This window comes from Bacillus sp. FSL K6-6038, assembly GCF_038050455.1.
GTDB lineage: Bacteria > Bacillota > Bacilli > Bacillales > Bacillaceae_G > Bacillus_A > Bacillus_A pseudomycoides.
Genome location: NZ_JBBOUH010000001.1, coordinates 5,112,155 through 5,127,059, shown reverse-complemented (window position 1 = coordinate 5,127,059; position 14,905 = coordinate 5,112,155). Strand labels below are relative to the sequence as shown.

Annotated in this window: 15 protein-coding genes; all 15 read left to right on the top strand. The window is 41.8% G+C overall.

Annotation, left to right across the window (positions count from 1 at the left end; all coding sequences use genetic code 11):
• Window positions 1-140 precede the first annotated feature (140 nt).
• Complete coding sequence (atpG, locus tag NSQ40_RS26975) at window positions 141-1,001, top strand: F0F1 ATP synthase subunit gamma (protein ID WP_003202288.1); 861 nt, start codon at window positions 141-143, stop codon at window positions 999-1,001.
• A gap of 236 nt (window positions 1,002-1,237) precedes the next feature.
• Entirely contained in the window at window positions 1,238-2,632 is a 1,395-nt protein-coding gene (atpD, locus tag NSQ40_RS26970) for a F0F1 ATP synthase subunit beta (protein WP_006096653.1), read from the top strand.
• A 20-nt stretch (window positions 2,633-2,652) separates the two neighbouring features.
• The gene (atpC, locus tag NSQ40_RS26965) at window positions 2,653-3,054 is read left to right on the top strand and encodes a F0F1 ATP synthase subunit epsilon (RefSeq protein ID WP_003202292.1); all 402 of its coding nucleotides are present in this window, start codon (window positions 2,653-2,655) and stop codon (window positions 3,052-3,054) included.
• A gap of 191 nt (window positions 3,055-3,245) precedes the next feature.
• The gene (locus NSQ40_RS26960) at window positions 3,246-4,034 is read left to right on the top strand and encodes a DUF975 family protein (RefSeq protein ID WP_097786663.1); all 789 of its coding nucleotides are present in this window, start codon (window positions 3,246-3,248) and stop codon (window positions 4,032-4,034) included.
• 389 nt (window positions 4,035-4,423) lie between these two features.
• The gene (locus NSQ40_RS26955) at window positions 4,424-4,792 is read left to right on the top strand and encodes an NADH-quinone oxidoreductase subunit A (protein ID WP_003202297.1); all 369 of its coding nucleotides are present in this window, start codon (window positions 4,424-4,426) and stop codon (window positions 4,790-4,792) included.
• Entirely contained in the window at window positions 4,783-5,301 is a 519-nt protein-coding gene (gene nuoB, locus NSQ40_RS26950) for an NADH-quinone oxidoreductase subunit NuoB (RefSeq protein WP_018764931.1), read from the top strand. The genes NSQ40_RS26955 and nuoB overlap by 10 nt, the downstream gene beginning before the upstream one ends.
• Window positions 5,298-6,554, top strand: a complete 1,257-nt coding sequence (locus NSQ40_RS26945) for an NADH-quinone oxidoreductase subunit C (RefSeq protein ID WP_341286161.1) — start codon at window positions 5,298-5,300, stop codon at window positions 6,552-6,554. Before nuoB ends, NSQ40_RS26945 begins: the two co-directional genes overlap by 4 nt.
• A gap of 4 nt (window positions 6,555-6,558) precedes the next feature.
• Window positions 6,559-7,659, top strand: coding sequence for an NADH-quinone oxidoreductase subunit NuoD (gene nuoD / locus NSQ40_RS26940; protein ID WP_003202061.1), 1,101 nt, complete (start codon window positions 6,559-6,561; stop codon window positions 7,657-7,659).
• Entirely contained in the window at window positions 7,659-8,660 is a 1,002-nt protein-coding gene (gene nuoH, locus NSQ40_RS26935) for an NADH-quinone oxidoreductase subunit NuoH (protein WP_003202063.1), read from the top strand. The genes nuoD and nuoH overlap by 1 nt, the downstream gene beginning before the upstream one ends.
• A 25-nt stretch (window positions 8,661-8,685) precedes the next feature.
• Window positions 8,686-9,105 (top strand): NADH-quinone oxidoreductase subunit NuoI, encoded by a 420-nt coding sequence (nuoI, locus tag NSQ40_RS26930; RefSeq protein WP_003202066.1) that lies wholly within the window; start codon window positions 8,686-8,688, stop codon window positions 9,103-9,105.
• Window positions 9,102-9,626: an NADH-quinone oxidoreductase subunit J gene (locus NSQ40_RS26925; RefSeq protein ID WP_016112671.1), complete on the top strand. Its 525-nt coding sequence runs from the start codon at window positions 9,102-9,104 to the stop codon at window positions 9,624-9,626. Before nuoI ends, NSQ40_RS26925 begins: the two co-directional genes overlap by 4 nt.
• On the top strand, window positions 9,619-9,933 hold the full coding sequence (gene nuoK / locus NSQ40_RS26920; RefSeq protein WP_018764934.1) for an NADH-quinone oxidoreductase subunit NuoK: 315 nt from the start codon (window positions 9,619-9,621) through the stop codon (window positions 9,931-9,933). Before NSQ40_RS26925 ends, nuoK begins: the two co-directional genes overlap by 8 nt.
• A 29-nt stretch (window positions 9,934-9,962) precedes the next feature.
• On the top strand, window positions 9,963-11,825 hold the full coding sequence (nuoL, locus tag NSQ40_RS26915) for an NADH-quinone oxidoreductase subunit L (RefSeq protein ID WP_033797674.1): 1,863 nt from the start codon (window positions 9,963-9,965) through the stop codon (window positions 11,823-11,825).
• Window positions 11,822-13,324, top strand: a complete 1,503-nt coding sequence (locus NSQ40_RS26910; RefSeq protein ID WP_033797675.1) for an NADH-quinone oxidoreductase subunit M — start codon at window positions 11,822-11,824, stop codon at window positions 13,322-13,324. Before nuoL ends, NSQ40_RS26910 begins: the two co-directional genes overlap by 4 nt.
• A 7-nt stretch (window positions 13,325-13,331) precedes the next feature.
• Entirely contained in the window at window positions 13,332-14,846 is a 1,515-nt protein-coding gene (gene nuoN / locus NSQ40_RS26905) for an NADH-quinone oxidoreductase subunit NuoN (RefSeq protein ID WP_033797679.1), read from the top strand.
• The last annotated feature ends 59 nt before the right edge of the window (window positions 14,847-14,905 follow it).

The following is a 14,905-nucleotide window of genomic DNA, read 5'->3' as shown; positions in this document are numbered from 1 at the left end:
TATGTAGAGGAAAAGAGTAGGTGCACCTATTCTTTTCCTTCAATCATGAGCAAGAATATCTTGCAACGTAGATTAGAAAGATGAACGAAAAGGATTCTTACTAATCGTGCCAACTTCCGGAAAAAAGGTGGTGAAAACCTGTGGCATCTTTACGCGATATAAAAGCGAAAATTAACTCGACTAAGAAAACGAGTCAAATTACGAAAGCGATGGAGATGGTATCTGCATCGAAGTTAAGTCGTGCAGAGCAAAATGCTAAATCTTTCGTTCCGTATATGGAAAAGATTCAAGAAGTAGTAGCGAGTATTGCGCAAGGTAGCAAAGGGATCAATCATCCAATGCTAACAGCGCGTCCTGTAAAACGTACAGGATACATCGTTATTACATCTGATCGCGGACTAGCAGGTGGTTATAACAGTAACGTATTACGTACAGTAAGTAACGTAATTCGTGAACGTCATAATATGGATTCAAACCAATATTCAATTATTGTGCTTGGACGACTAGGACGTGATTATTTAAAACGTCGCGGCTTTAACATTATTGATGAAGTAGTTGGATTATCTGACCACCCATCATTTACAGATGTTAAAGACCTTGCTTCTCGAGCAATCGCGATGTTCGCAGATGGTGCTTATGATGAACTGTACATTTACTACAATCATTTTGTAAGTAAAATTTCACAAGAAGTAACGGAAAATAAAATTTTACCGCTTACGGAAGTGACGTCTGACAAACCGACGACAGCTTATGAATTTGAACCTTCTGAAGAAGATATCTTAAAAGTGTTATTGCCACAATACGCAGAAAGCTTAGTGTACGGTGCATTACTAGACGGTAAAGCAAGTGAACACGCAGCGCGTATGACAGCAATGAAAAGTGCTACAGACAACGCGATGGAAGTTATCGATTCACTTACACTTTCATTCAACCGTGCTCGTCAAGCAGCGATTACGCAAGAGATTACGGAAATCGTTGGTGGCGCAGCAGCGTTAGAATAGTAATATAAGGCGGAAGCGGTTCGTTCAGAATGGGAGGGGGATGGAGCTTTTGACGTAGAGGCGCTCTTTGCCTCGCAGGAAAAAGCGAAGTCACCGAGCATTCTAACCGCTGGAGCTAGATTAATAAAAAGCGGAAGCGGCTCTTTTGGAAGAGTCGCCCAAGCTATACTAATAAAAAATGAAAGCCGACTCTCATAGAAAGCTGGCTAATTTAAAGAAAGCTAGGAGGGAACCCGATGAATAAAGGGCGCGTTACGCAAATCATGGGTCCGGTTGTAGACGTTAAGTTTGACGGCGGAAAGCTACCTGAAATCTACAATGCCCTTAGAATTAAACAAGACGCAGTTAACTTAACTTTAGAAGTTGCACTTCACTTAGGTGATGATACAGTTCGTACAGTTGCGATGTCTTCCACAGACGGACTTGTTCGTGGTACTGCAGTAGAAGATACTGGCAAAGCGATTTCTGTTCCAGTTGGTGATGCAACACTTGGTCGTGTATTTAACGTATTAGGTGATGCAATTGACTTAGATGGTGAGGTTCCAGCAGATGTACGCCGTGATCCAATTCACCGTCAAGCACCTGCATTCGAAGAGTTATCTACAAAAGTAGAAATTCTTGAAACTGGTATTAAAGTAGTAGACTTACTTGCTCCTTACATTAAAGGTGGTAAAATCGGTCTATTCGGTGGTGCCGGTGTAGGTAAAACAGTATTAATTCAGGAATTAATTAACAACATCGCCCAAGAGCACGGTGGTATCTCTGTATTCGCTGGTGTAGGTGAGCGTACTCGTGAAGGTAACGACTTATACCATGAAATGAGCGATTCTGGCGTAATCAAGAAAACTGCGATGGTATTCGGACAAATGAACGAGCCACCTGGTGCACGTCAACGTGTTGCATTAACAGGTTTAACAATGGCTGAACATTTCCGTGATGAGCAAGGACAAGACGTACTATTGTTCATCGATAACATCTTCCGTTTCACGCAAGCGGGTTCTGAAGTATCTGCCCTTCTTGGTCGTATGCCATCTGCGGTAGGTTATCAGCCAACACTTGCAACAGAAATGGGTCAATTACAAGAACGTATTACATCTACAAATAAAGGGTCTATCACGTCTATCCAAGCGGTATATGTACCAGCCGATGACTATACTGACCCAGCACCAGCTACAACGTTCGCTCACTTAGATGCAACAACAAACTTAGAGCGTCGTTTAACACAAATGGGTATTTACCCAGCGGTAGATCCATTAGCATCTACATCTCGTGCACTTTCTCCAGAAATCGTAGGAGAAGAGCATTATGAAGTAGCTCGTCAAGTACAGCAAACTCTTCAACGTTATAAAGAGCTTCAAGATATCATCGCTATCTTAGGTATGGATGAGATCTCTGAAGAAGATAAGTTAGTTGTACAACGTGCTCGTCGCATTCAGTTCTTCTTATCACAAAACTTCCACGTAGCGGAGCAATTTACAGGTCAAAAAGGTTCTTACGTACCTGTAAAAGAAACAGTTCGTGGTTTCAAAGAAATTCTAGAAGGAAAATATGATGACCTTCCAGAAGATGCATTCCGTCTTGTTGGTAGTATTGAAGAAGTTATTGAAAACGCGAAGAAAATGATGGCGTAAGGCCTTAGGAGGGACGAATTATGAAGACATTTCCAGTCAGTATTGTAACTCCTGATGGACCGGTTTACGAAAAAGAAGTAGAAATGGTAAGCGTGAAGGCAGAAAGTGGGGAAATGGGGATCTTACCAGGTCACATTCCAACTGTTGCACCGCTGAAAATTAGTGCGGTTCGTTTGAAAAATGGCGGTCACACTGATTATATAGCAGTAAGCGGTGGCTTTATCGAAGTTCGTCCAGATAAAGTAACAGTATTAGCACCATCTGCTGAAGAAGCAAACCATATCGATATTCATCGTGCAAACGAAGCGAAGCGCCGTGCTGAGCAACGTATGCAAGATAAACAAGTACATGTTGACTTCAAGCGTGCAGAACTGGCGCTGCAGCGTGCAGTAAACCGTTTGAACGTTTCTGATATGAAATAAAAAAAGTCCGTAAAGGTTCATTCCTTTACGGACTTTTTTATAACTTATGGGTAACAACGCTTTCTTTTTTAGACTTTGTTATATCAAAATCTAATTATATAATGAAAAAAAAATCCCCCAAAATGGTATAATTATTCTGAATATATCTAGGGAAACGCTTTACAACTGTGATTAGAAAAGGAGATGAGAAAGTGATTGGTGAAATGAAACGAGAAGCTTTACAGTCATTAAGGGGAAAATGGGGGCTTGGCGTAGGTTCAACACTGTTATATGGTATTTTAAGTTATATTCTATCACTGTTTGCAACTCTTATTGTTATTATTCCTTTTGTTCTCTTATTTATGTTACTTGGTGATTCTATCGATTTATTTGAAGGGGAAACGGTGACAATCGGCTTTACGGTTACTTTCGTTATTTTGTATGGACTTATGATGTTTATGAGTCTTATGTCATATGGTATTACAGCGTATGGTTACACGAATGTGTTTTTAAATATTAGCAGGAGAAAAGGTGCTACAATAGATGCTTTATTTGAAGGTTTTCGCGGCTTTAGAAGAATGATGAATGCTGCAAAGGCGATGATTTTAATATTTTTATATTCTGGAATATGGATTCCTTTCGTGCTATTAATTATTGTCGGTTTGTTAGGAGATGAGACAGGGGGTGCTGGGGAAGGATCAGCAATCGCATTTTTTGTTTTATTATTTGTTTCATTTATTGTCATTATTATTGCATCCTTTTCATATGTGATGACTTATTATGTTATGATAGACAATCCGGAATATGGTGTTTTACAAGCGATGAAAGAAAGTAAAAAAATAATGAAAGGACATAAAATGGATTTATTCCTTTTATGGCTTAGTTTCATTGGTTGGGGAATATTAGCGATGATTCCTTTCGGGTTTGGGTTGCTTTGGCTCTGTCCATATATTAGTACAACGACTGCTCATTTTTATCAGTATGTATCAGAGAAAGCATAGCATCTTTATTTAGGAATTGGTTTCCTATGGTTAGCTCCATATTTTCACACGACATCTGCTGCGTTTTATAAGGAAATTTCAAAGAAATATTATAAAAAAGAAGATACTACTTTTAAAAAAACCGACTAGCATGAAATTAATCATTCGTGCTAGTTTTTTTGTGAGAGTGAAATTAATTATAATTGCTGTAAACCAAGCAACATAGAGCGAAGTCATCCTCTAGTTACTTGGTTTTTCTTTTTCCCAATATATCGACATGGGAATTTGAAGTTTGTTATAATAATAAATAATCGCATTATTTAGAAAAATTTAAAAATAATAAATAATGCAGGTGAGACATATTGTTTACTAAGTGAACTTGTTCTTAATTTAGGGGGGAGGGCTTCAGGGTGGCAAATGTATATGAAAATAGTTATATGATTGTTGGCATCTTTTTACTATTGGGCATATTACTGCCGGTAGTGGCTCTTACATTAGGCAAGCTGCTGCGCCCACATAAACCAAGTGCAGCAAAGGCAACGACGTACGAAAGCGGAATTGAACCCTATCATGATGCAAATGTTCGTTTTCATGCTCGTTATTATATTTTTGCATTATTGTTTGTCATTTTTGATGTGGAAACTGTATTTTTATATCCGTGGGCTGTCGCATATGACAAGCTTGGTTTGTTCGCGCTTATTGAAATGTTGATCTTTGTCATTATGTTGCTCATTGGTTTGGCCTATGCTTGGAAAAAGAAGGTGTTACAATGGTTATAAATTTTGAAGATTTACATCCAGGGGAACGAGCGGAATTAGAGAGAAATATCTTTTTTACAACACTTGAACAGATAAAAGGATGGGCGCGTAGTAATTCTTTATGGCCGATGACATTTGGACTTGCATGCTGCGCGATTGAAATGATGGGAGTTGGCTCATCGCATTATGATCTAGACCGGTTTGGGTCATTTTTCCGGACATCGCCGAGGCAATCAGATGTCATGATTGTTTCAGGAACAGTAACAAAGAAAATGGCACCAATTGTGCGTCGTTTATACGATCAAATGCCAGAACCGAAATGGGTTATTGCAATGGGTTCTTGTGCAACAGCTGGTGGCCCGTATGTGAACTCGTATGCTGTTGTGAAAGGGGTGGACCAAATCGTACCGGTAGATGTGTACATTCCAGGATGTCCCCCGAACCCAGCTGCTTTAATTTATGGGATTAATAAATTAAAAGAGAAGATTCGTTACGAAGCAAAGACTGGAAAGCAGGTGACGAATAGATGAGCGATCCGAATAAAGAGATAGAGGACATGAAAAAAGAGGCGGCAAGACATGCGAAAGAAGAAGCGCGGAAACGGCTTGCTGCTAGGCATGAGGCGGAACTGTCTAAGGATGAGGTACAAGGAGAAGAAAAAGAGAAAGCGCTACCAAAAGATGTGGAGATAAATATAGAGGAAGCCAAACGACTTGCCGTAGAGGCAGCAAAAGCAAAGGCGGCAGCGTTAGCGAAGCAGAAAGGAGCAGAAGGTGAAGCGATATCGGAAGAGGAGAGGGCAAAAGAGAAGGCGAAAGCCGCGGCAGCAAAGGCAAAAGCGGCAGCGCTAGCAAAGCAGAAAGGAGCAGAAGGCGAGGCAATATCGGAAGAGGAAAAAGCAAAAGCGAAGGCGAAAGCCGCGGCAGCAGCAAAGGCAAAAGCGGCAGCGCTAGCAAAGCAGAAAGGAGCAGAAGGCGAAGCGATATCGGAAGAGGAAAGGGCAAAAGCGAAGGCGAAAGCCGCGGCAGTAGCAAAGGCAAAAGCGGCAGCGCTAGCAAAGCAGAAAGGAGCAGAAGGCGAAGCGATATCGGAAGAGGAAAGGGCAAAAGCGAAGGCGAAAGCCGTGGCAGCAGCAAAAGCAAAGGCAGCCGCGTTGGCAAAACAAAAAGCAACAGAAGGCGGAGCGCCATCTAACGATGAAAAGGCAAAGGCAATTGCAGTGGCGAAAGCAAAGGCGGCAGCTGCTGCCAAGGCAAAAGGTGCTGCGGGTAAGAAGGAAGAAGAGCCGGAGCAGGAAGAACCATCATCGAATCAGCCATATTTAGATGCTTATGTAAAGATTATTAAGGAGAAGACAGGCGAACATTCATTAGTAGATTACTATATTAATAAACTTTCAAAAGATGTACCAACGCTTGTTGTTGAGCCGAAGAATTACTATGAAGTGATGGAATTATTAAAGTGTCATGAAGGACTTGCCTTTGATTATATGTCGGAGTTACATGCGACGGATTTCGTTACACATATGGAAGTGTATGTCCATTTGTTTTCATATGGAAAGCGTCAATCTGTAGCAGTGAAGGTGAAGGTAGATAGGGAGGCGCCGCGGGTAGCATCGATTGCGCCGCTATGGCACGGGGCGAACTGGCCAGAGCGAGAAGCGTATGATTTGCTTGGTGTTGTCTTTGAAGGTCATCCCAATTTAACGCGTATTTTAATGCCAGATGATTGGGCGGGTTATCCGCTTCGAAAAGATTATGAGCCTTTGGATGTGGAGGTGTAGCATTATGATCCGTACAGAAGAAATGCTTTTAAATGTAGGACCGCAGCACCCGAGTACGCACGGTGTATTTAGGCTTGTTATTAAAATTGATGGGGAAATTATTAAGGAGGCTACACCTGTCATTGGGTATTTACACCGTGGAACAGAGAAAATCGCAGAGAGCTTGCAGTATACACAAATTATTCCTTATACAGATCGAATGGACTATTTATCAGCGATGACGAATAACTATGTGATTTGTCACGCTGTTGAGACAATGATGGGCCTTGAAATTCCAGAGCGTGCAGAATATTTGCGAGTACTTGCAATGGAGCTTGGCCGCGTTGCGAGTCACCTCGTTTGGTGGGGAACAAACCTTCTTGATATTGGAGCGGTTAGTCCGTTTCTATATGCATTCCGGGAGAGGGAGATGATTATTAATCTCTTAAATGAACTCTGTGGTGCGCGGCTAACGTTTAATTACATGCGAGTGGGCGGTGTAAAATGGGATGCTCCAGATGGCTGGATCCGAAAGGTCCGTGAGTTTGTTCCATATATGAGGGAGCAATTGAAAGGCTATCACGACCTTGTGAGCGGAAACGAAATTTTCTTGAATCGTGTGAAGGGCGTTGGAATATATAGCGCGGAAGATGCGCTTTCTTATTCGCTTAGCGGGGCAAATTTACGCTGCACAGGTGTGAAGTGGGATCTTCGCAAGGATGAACCGTACTCTATTTATGATCGCTTTGATTTTGATATTCCGGTAGGAAACGTGGGGGATGCTTGGGATCGTTACGTTTGTCGGATGGGAGAGATTGAGGAGTCTCTCAAAATTATTGAGCAGGCGGCTGAGCAATTCCCATCAGAAGGGCCAGTGTTGGCGAAAGTGCCGAAAATTATTAAGGCACCAAAGGGCGAGGTATTTGTCCGGATCGAGTCGCCGCGCGGAGAAATTGGCTGTTATATTGCTAGTGAAGGAAAGAAAGAGCCGTATCGCTTAAAGTTCCGCAGGCCATCTTTCTACAACCTTCAAATTTTACCGAAGCTTTTGAAGGGCGAAAATATCGCGAACTTAATTACGATTTTAGGTGGCGTTGATATTGTGCTTGGGGAGGTTGATGGGTGATGATAGAGCGGCTCTTAGAGTCATCGGCAAGCTGGACAAATTTTTTCATCTTTTTTGGGTTAGCGGTGCTTCTTTTATTTGCTGTCCTTGGATTTGTTACATATGGGATTTTAGCAGAGCGAAAAGTGATGGGATTTATGCAAGGGCGGATTGGTCCGAACCAGGTCGGCGGCAGATTCGGTTTACTGCAAACAGTTGCTGACGTTTTAAAGCTTTTATTAAAAGAAGATAGCATTCCGAAAGCCGCAGATAAGCCGCTGTTTATATTGGCACCTGTTATTGCATTTGCACCAGCTTTTATGGTGCTTGCAGTCATTCCATTTACGGATAAATTTCAGTTTGCAGATATTGGAGTCGGGCTTCTTTACTATATTGCTGTATCAGGGATTACAACGATTGGTGTTGTGACCGGGGGATGGGCATCAAACAATAAATATTCACTTTTAGGCGGGATGCGTGCGGCAGCGCAAATGATTTCCTATGAAATTCCGCTTGTAATGAGCGTCATTGGTGTTGTCTTATTAGCTGGCAGTCTTAATTTAAATGAAATTGTAGCGGCGCAGGAGAAGGTTTGGTACATTTTCGCACAGCCAATCAGTTTTGTAATTTTCTTAATCGCAGCGGTTGCAGAGTTGAACCGGACGCCGTTTGACTTACCAGAGGCGGAATCGGAACTTGTTTCTGGATATCATACAGAGTATTCGGGGTTTCGCTGGGCATTCTTTATGCTTTCTGAATATGTATACTTCTTTGGAATGGCTTCGCTCATTACGGTGCTCTTCCTAGGAGGATGGAATCCAGTTATGTTCCTTGGTTTTATTCCTGGAGCTGTATGGTTTGCCTTAAAGTTTAGCGCGGTGGTCTTTCTCTTAATTTGGTTCCGCGTTACGTTTCCACGTATCAGGGGCGATCAATTAATGGAGTTTGGCTGGAAGGTATTATTGCCAATCGCACTTGCGAACATTTTCTTAACGGCATTGATTAAGGAGTTGTTCTTCTAATCCATGAGGGGGGTGCCACTAAGATATGAAAGGACTATTTAAAGGATTAAAGTATACGCTTAGCAACTTAAGTAAGAAAAAAGTAACGTACGATTATCCCAATCAACCATTGCCACTACCAGATCGCTTTCGAGGGATTCAAAAATTTTATCCAGAAAAGTGTATTGTTTGTAACCAATGTGCCAACATCTGCCCAACTGACTGTATTCAACTAACAGGGAAGAAGCATCCGGATCCGGCGAAAAAAGGAAAAATCATTGATACGTACGATATTAACTTTGAAATTTGTATTCTGTGCGATTTATGTACAGAGGTTTGTCCAACAGAGGCAATCGTTATGACAAACAATTTTGAGCTAGCGGAGTATACGCGTGATGATTTGTTTAAAAATTTGCAGTGGCTAGATGAAAATGATGAGAACGTCAGAAAGGAGAATAAAGCATGAACGGCGAGTTGATAGCGTTTTTTTTACTATCCTTAACGGCGATTATCGGTGGTATTCTTATGCTGAACTTAACGAAAGTCATGCATATGATGCTCGCGCTTGTGTTTACGTTTCTTAGCATTGCGGGATTGTATTTTCTATTATCGGCAGAGTTTGTTGGAGTAGCGCAAATTTTAATTTATTCCGGGGCGATTACGATTATTATGATTTTTGGCATTATGTTAACGAAACATGACGCTGAAAATGAATCTAGTTTTAGTTTTCGTAAATGGCTCATCTTTTTCGCAGTAGTAGTGTTTGGCGGGGTGATGTATTTCGCTGTTAATAATATAGATTTTACAAATCGAAGTGTACAAGGAAGTGTACCACTTCATGAACAAAACACACTTCAAATTGGTACACTCTTATATTCGAAATATGTCATTCCATTTGAATTAACGTCGGTTATTTTACTTGTTGCACTTGTTGGGGCAATTGTACTTGCGAAGAAGGATGAGAAAGAGGGGGATTCCAATGAGTAGTGTTCCAACTTCCGCCTACTTAGCTCTTGCCATTATTCTGTTTTGCATCGGTTTATTCGGGGCTTTAACAAAGCGGAATACGGTCATTGTTTTAGTTTGTATTGAACTGATGCTAAATGCGGCGAATTTAAACCTAGTCGCCTTTAGTAAATTAGGTTTTTTTCCGAACTTAACAGGACAAATCTTTTCACTGTTTACGATGTCTGTTGCCGCAGCTGAAGCAGCAGTTGGACTTGCAATATTAATTGCGTTATATCGTAAACATGCAACAGTTAACGTAGATGAAATGGATTCGCTTAAGGGTTAGCATTGTGACCGAAAAGGGGGAAGGAAACAATGATCGATTATGCATGGCTCATACCGCTTTTCCCACTTACCTCGTTTTTTTTGCTCGTTATGTTTGGGGGAAAATTGAGAGAAGGAAGCAGCTTACTTGGTATCTTTCTCACATTTCTTTCCTTTGTGGGTGCGGCGACTGTATTAATAGAACGGTTTTCATCAGAAACAGTAAAGCATCAGTGGTTATGGCTCCGAATTGGTGATGTGGATCTTTCGTTTGGTTTTGAGATTAACGCATTAAATGCTTTGATGCTTTTTATTGTGACACTCGTTAGCTTCCTTGTACATGTGTATTCAAAAGGGTATATGCATGGTGATGAGAGGTTGCCCGTATTTTATGCGTATTTAGGGCTCTTTACATTTGCGATGCTCGGGCTTGTTATCTCGACGAATTTACTACAGCTTTATATATTTTGGGAATTAGTTGGACTTGGCTCGTTTTTACTAATTGGTTTCTATTTCTTTAAAGAGGAAGCGAAGGCTGCTGCGAAAAAAGCATTTATTATGACGCGTATTGGAGATGTAGGTTTATTTATCGGGATGATTTTACTCTTCTGGCAGGCTGGTAGCTTTGAATATGAAGTAATCTTTAAAGCGATGAAAATGGGAGACATATCACCTACTATGATAACGCTCACGGCAATCTTGATCTTTATTGGTGCCATGGGGAAATCAGGTCAGTTTCCGCTTCATACGTGGCTACCGGATGCGATGGAAGGGCCAACGCCTGTATCTGCGCTCATTCACGCGGCAACGATGGTTGCAGCAGGTGTGTACTTAGTGGCAACGATGTTTCCGCTATTCTCTGCAAGTCCTGCAGCGATGCAAACAGTCGCGGTTGTTGGCGCCTTTACTGCAATCTTTGCTGCGTCCATTGGCCTCGTACAAACGGATATAAAAAGAGTCCTCGCATATTCAACAGTGAGCCAGCTCGGCTATATGATGCTCGCGCTTGGCTCGGCAGGATACGTTGCTGGAGTCTTTCATTTGACGACACATGCTTTCTTTAAAGCATTGCTTTTCTTAGCGGCAGGAAGCGTCATTCATGCGGTGCATACGCAAAACATTAATGAAATGGGCGGATTGCAGAAGAAAATGAAAGTGACGGGGCTACTCTTCTTAATCGGCACGCTAGCAATTAGTGGTGTCCCGCTCTTCTCAGGTTTTTTTAGTAAGGATGAAATTTTGGCGGCGACGTGGATGCACGGCAATTATGTTTTGTTTGTCCTTGCGGTTCTCGCAGCATTTTTAACGGCGTTTTACATGTTCCGGTTATACTTTCTCGTTTTTACAGGAGAGGCGAAGAAAGAAGAGGATGTGCATGAATCTCCGCGCGTCATGACATTTCCGATGATTGTCCTTGGTATTCTTGCAGTTTTGGCAGGGTATATCAATACGCCTTGGTTTGGCACGTTTCTTGGGGACTGGCTTACAAAGAATGTCCCGTTCCAAGTAGAGCAAAGTCATGGTCCGGTGTGGATTATGATTGTTGCGACACTCGTTTCGTTTGCGGGCATTCTCGCGGCATATCTTATCTATGGGAAACGATCTATTTCTAGAGATCGGGATGGCGGAAAAGAAACAGTCCTATATAGCCTCCTTAAGGAAAAATATTATGTAGATGAACTGTATAGTGTGACTGTGCTCCCGCTCGTAAAAGGAATCGCTTATGTGCTTCACTTATGTGAGGTCTATATTGTGGAAGGAATCGCCCAGTTAATCAGAGGTATTGTGAGAGGAGCAAGCATTGTTGGTTCTAAACTTCAAAACGGAAACGTACAAGTATACGGAACCGCAGTGGCTGTTTCCGTGGCGACATTAGTTGTCATTCTGTTATATACGGGGGGGTATTGGCAATGAATGCATTATTATTATCATTCTTCATTTTCTCCCCGCTTCTAGGGATTCTCTTACTTACGTTAATACCGAAAACGGAAGTGCGTGCAGTGCGAGTCCTCGGTTTGTTCGGAACAATTCTTCCGCTTGGCATCGCGATTGTTCTGGCTAGTACATATGCTTCCGGAAAGAGCTTAACGATGTTTGCTGAAAAGGTGAAATGGATTCAATTCGGACATTTTCCGGGCGTAGATGAAAAGTTGTTTTCTATTTACTATGAGCTTGGTATCGATGGCTTTTCGCTTGTGATGATGATACTCACGGCGCTTTTAGCAACACTTGCGGCGATTACTGCCTTTTCCATTCAAAAAAATATAAAAGGTTTTTACATGCTTTTATTAACACTTGAAATTGGGATGCTCGGTGTCTTTGCAGCAGAAAATTTACTTCTATTCTTTGTCTTCTTTGAAATTACATTACCACCGATGTTTTTGCTTATTGGAAAGTGGGGGAAATTGAACAGTGAAAAAGCTGCCTATAGTTATTTGATTTATAACGGAATTGGATCAGCGATTTTACTCATTGTTTTCTCTATCCTCTTTGCAAAAACGGGTACAACAAATATTGCAGATTTAAAAGATATTTTGACTGGGGTGGACACGGCGCTTCTGGGCGATATTTCAAGTTCATTGCAGCTCGGTTTATTCATTGCACTTATGATAGCCTTTGCTATTAAGCTACCGGTATTCCCTTTGCATCGCTGGATGGTGAATGTGCATGTCGAGGCCCATCCTGCTGTGGTGATGCTCCATGCGGGTGTTCTGCTCAAGATTGGAGCATACGGCATCGTTCGCTTTGGGAAGGGGCTATTCCCGGAGCAGTTTCAAGACTTTGCGATGCTACTGGCGATTTTAGGGGTAATCAACTTGCTATACGGTGCTTTTCTAGCGATCATTCAAACAGATTTTCGAAAGGTACTCGCTTATTCCAGTATTTCGCATATGGGAATCGTTTTAATGGGACTTGGGGCACTGAATGCAGCCGGTATGAAGGGAGCGCTATTTCAAGTCGTATCTCACGGTTTAATTGCAGCGCTACTATTTTGCTTGCTCGGCATGATTGAGGGGCGTTTTGGCACGTCTGACATTACGAAGCTTGGTGGCCTTGCAAAACAAGTTCCTGTGTTAAGTGGTTTCTTATTAGCAGGAAGCATGGCTTCGCTTGGCCTTCCGGGCATGTCTGGGTTTGTTAGTGAGTTTCTTGCATTCCTCGGACTATTTCAAGGGAAGCCAATGCTCGCGGCGATCGGTGCGCTTGGAATCATTTTAACAGCGGTATATGTCCTAAGGGCTACGCTTCAAGTGACATTTGGAAAGAAGGAATTGGCAGCGAGGCCGGATGTCCGCGGCTGGGAATACGTTCCGATTGTACTCTTGCTCACTTGTATTCTTGCAATTGGTATTATGCCAGAACTGTTAGGAACGCCGCTGCAATACACAGTAAAAATATTGGGGGTGAGGTAGGATGGATATGAATACATTACTTAGCTTATCTTGGCATTTAATGGTACCGGAGTTCATCATTCTTGGAGCGGCCATCCTTCTCTCGCTTCTTGACTTATTTCTAAAGTTTGATCGTAAGTATTTAGGGCTTGGGGCGATTGGAGCGGCAGTGCTATCGCTAATCGCATTAATTACATTGTATGGTGAACCGGCTGGAGACATTTTAAGTGGTTCGTTTGTACTAGATGGATTTTCAAAAGGATTTAAAACGTTACTATTAATCGGAGCCATCCTCGTTTTATGTATGGCGATGAGCGATGATAAAAAAGAGCCGATTCAAGATAAAGGGGAATACTATTATTTATTTTTAATGGCAGTTCTCGGGACGATGTTTATGGCGTCTAGCGTCGACTTTATTACGCTCTTTATTGGCCTAGAGTTGTTATCACTGTCTTCGTACATTTTAGTTGGGATTCGAAAGACAAATCGTGCTTCGAATGAAGCGGCGATGAAATATGTTATTAATGGCGGAATTGGGACGGCTATTACGCTCTTTGGAATGAGTTACTTATACGGCATTACGGGGGCTACTAATATTATTGGTATGCAGGAAGTTCTCATGCAAGGTGTGGATGGCAGCATTCAACTTTTGTTATCGCTTGCTTTCTTGCTTCTGTTTGTTGGGCTGTCCTTTAAAATTGCGACGGTGCCGTTTCATATGTGGGCACCAGACGTATATGAAGGGGCCGTGACACCTGTTACAACTTTCCTCGGGACAATTTCTAAAATCGCCGGTTTTATTATGATGATAAGATTGTTCCTTATGGTATTCGGCGCTATACCTGTTCATGGAAGTGAGCAAACAGTATTTGCTAACATGAGCGTATATATTGCCGTGCTCGCTATTATTACAATGATCATTGGTAATGTCGTGGCACTCAAGCAATACAGCGTAAAGCGTCTATTCGCCTATTCTGGCATAGCGCACGCTGGATATTTACTCGTTCCGCTTGTAGCGTTATCACCATTTACAATGGATAGTATGTGGTTTTATATGTTTGCATACCTGTTAATGAATATAGGAGCTTTTGCAGTCATCCACGGATTAATCTTACAAAGCGGAAAGGAAAATTTCACAATTTTCTCTGGTTTATACAAACGCTCTCCGTTTGCCTCTGCAGCGATGACCATTTTCATTCTGTCTTTGGCAGGAATTCCAGGAACAGCTGGTTTTATCGGAAAGGTTAATATTTTCTTAAGTGCCTTCACTGCTAGTCCAGCCCATTACGTGCTGGCATCAGTCATGATGGGCACAACGGTTATCTCGTTTGTATATTATTTCCGTATTTTGCAGCAAATGTTCTTTCGAAAGAGTAGTGAAGAAGATCCGGTACACTTACCGATCAATTTGAAAGTCGTCATTAGTTTTTGTTTAATTGCAACTGTATTACTCGGAATTCTACCGGCAATTGGCTACAATTTCTTTTATGAATATTTTCCATTGATGAAAGATTTCTTCTTCACAGGGAACGTGGTACAATAGTGAAAACAAAAAGTGTAGAGTCATCGCTCTACGCTTTTTATTGTGGAGCAATGAGAGGG

What these genes read in the sequence shown, in the direction of transcription:
- NSQ40_RS26910 (WP_033797675.1), top strand. Translation starts at nt 11,822, where the DNA reads ATGAATGCATTATTATTATCATTCTTCATTTTCTCCCCGCTTCTAGGG.
- nuoN (WP_033797679.1), top strand. Translation starts at nt 13,332, where the DNA reads ATGAATACATTACTTAGCTTATCTTGGCATTTAATGGTACCGGAGTTC.
- nuoB (WP_018764931.1), top strand. Translation starts at nt 4,783, where the DNA reads ATGGTTATAAATTTTGAAGATTTACATCCAGGGGAACGAGCGGAATTA.
- NSQ40_RS26945 (WP_341286161.1), top strand. Translation starts at nt 5,298, where the DNA reads ATGAGCGATCCGAATAAAGAGATAGAGGACATGAAAAAAGAGGCGGCA.
- nuoH (WP_003202063.1), top strand. Translation starts at nt 7,659, where the DNA reads ATGATAGAGCGGCTCTTAGAGTCATCGGCAAGCTGGACAAATTTTTTC.
- nuoK (WP_018764934.1), top strand. Translation starts at nt 9,619, where the DNA reads ATGAGTAGTGTTCCAACTTCCGCCTACTTAGCTCTTGCCATTATTCTG.
- atpD (WP_006096653.1), top strand. Translation starts at nt 1,238, where the DNA reads ATGAATAAAGGGCGCGTTACGCAAATCATGGGTCCGGTTGTAGACGTT.
- atpC (WP_003202292.1), top strand. Translation starts at nt 2,653, where the DNA reads ATGAAGACATTTCCAGTCAGTATTGTAACTCCTGATGGACCGGTTTAC.
- nuoI (WP_003202066.1), top strand. Translation starts at nt 8,686, where the DNA reads ATGAAAGGACTATTTAAAGGATTAAAGTATACGCTTAGCAACTTAAGT.
- nuoL (WP_033797674.1), top strand. Translation starts at nt 9,963, where the DNA reads ATGATCGATTATGCATGGCTCATACCGCTTTTCCCACTTACCTCGTTT.
- NSQ40_RS26925 (WP_016112671.1), top strand. Translation starts at nt 9,102, where the DNA reads ATGAACGGCGAGTTGATAGCGTTTTTTTTACTATCCTTAACGGCGATT.
- nuoD (WP_003202061.1), top strand. Translation starts at nt 6,559, where the DNA reads ATGATCCGTACAGAAGAAATGCTTTTAAATGTAGGACCGCAGCACCCG.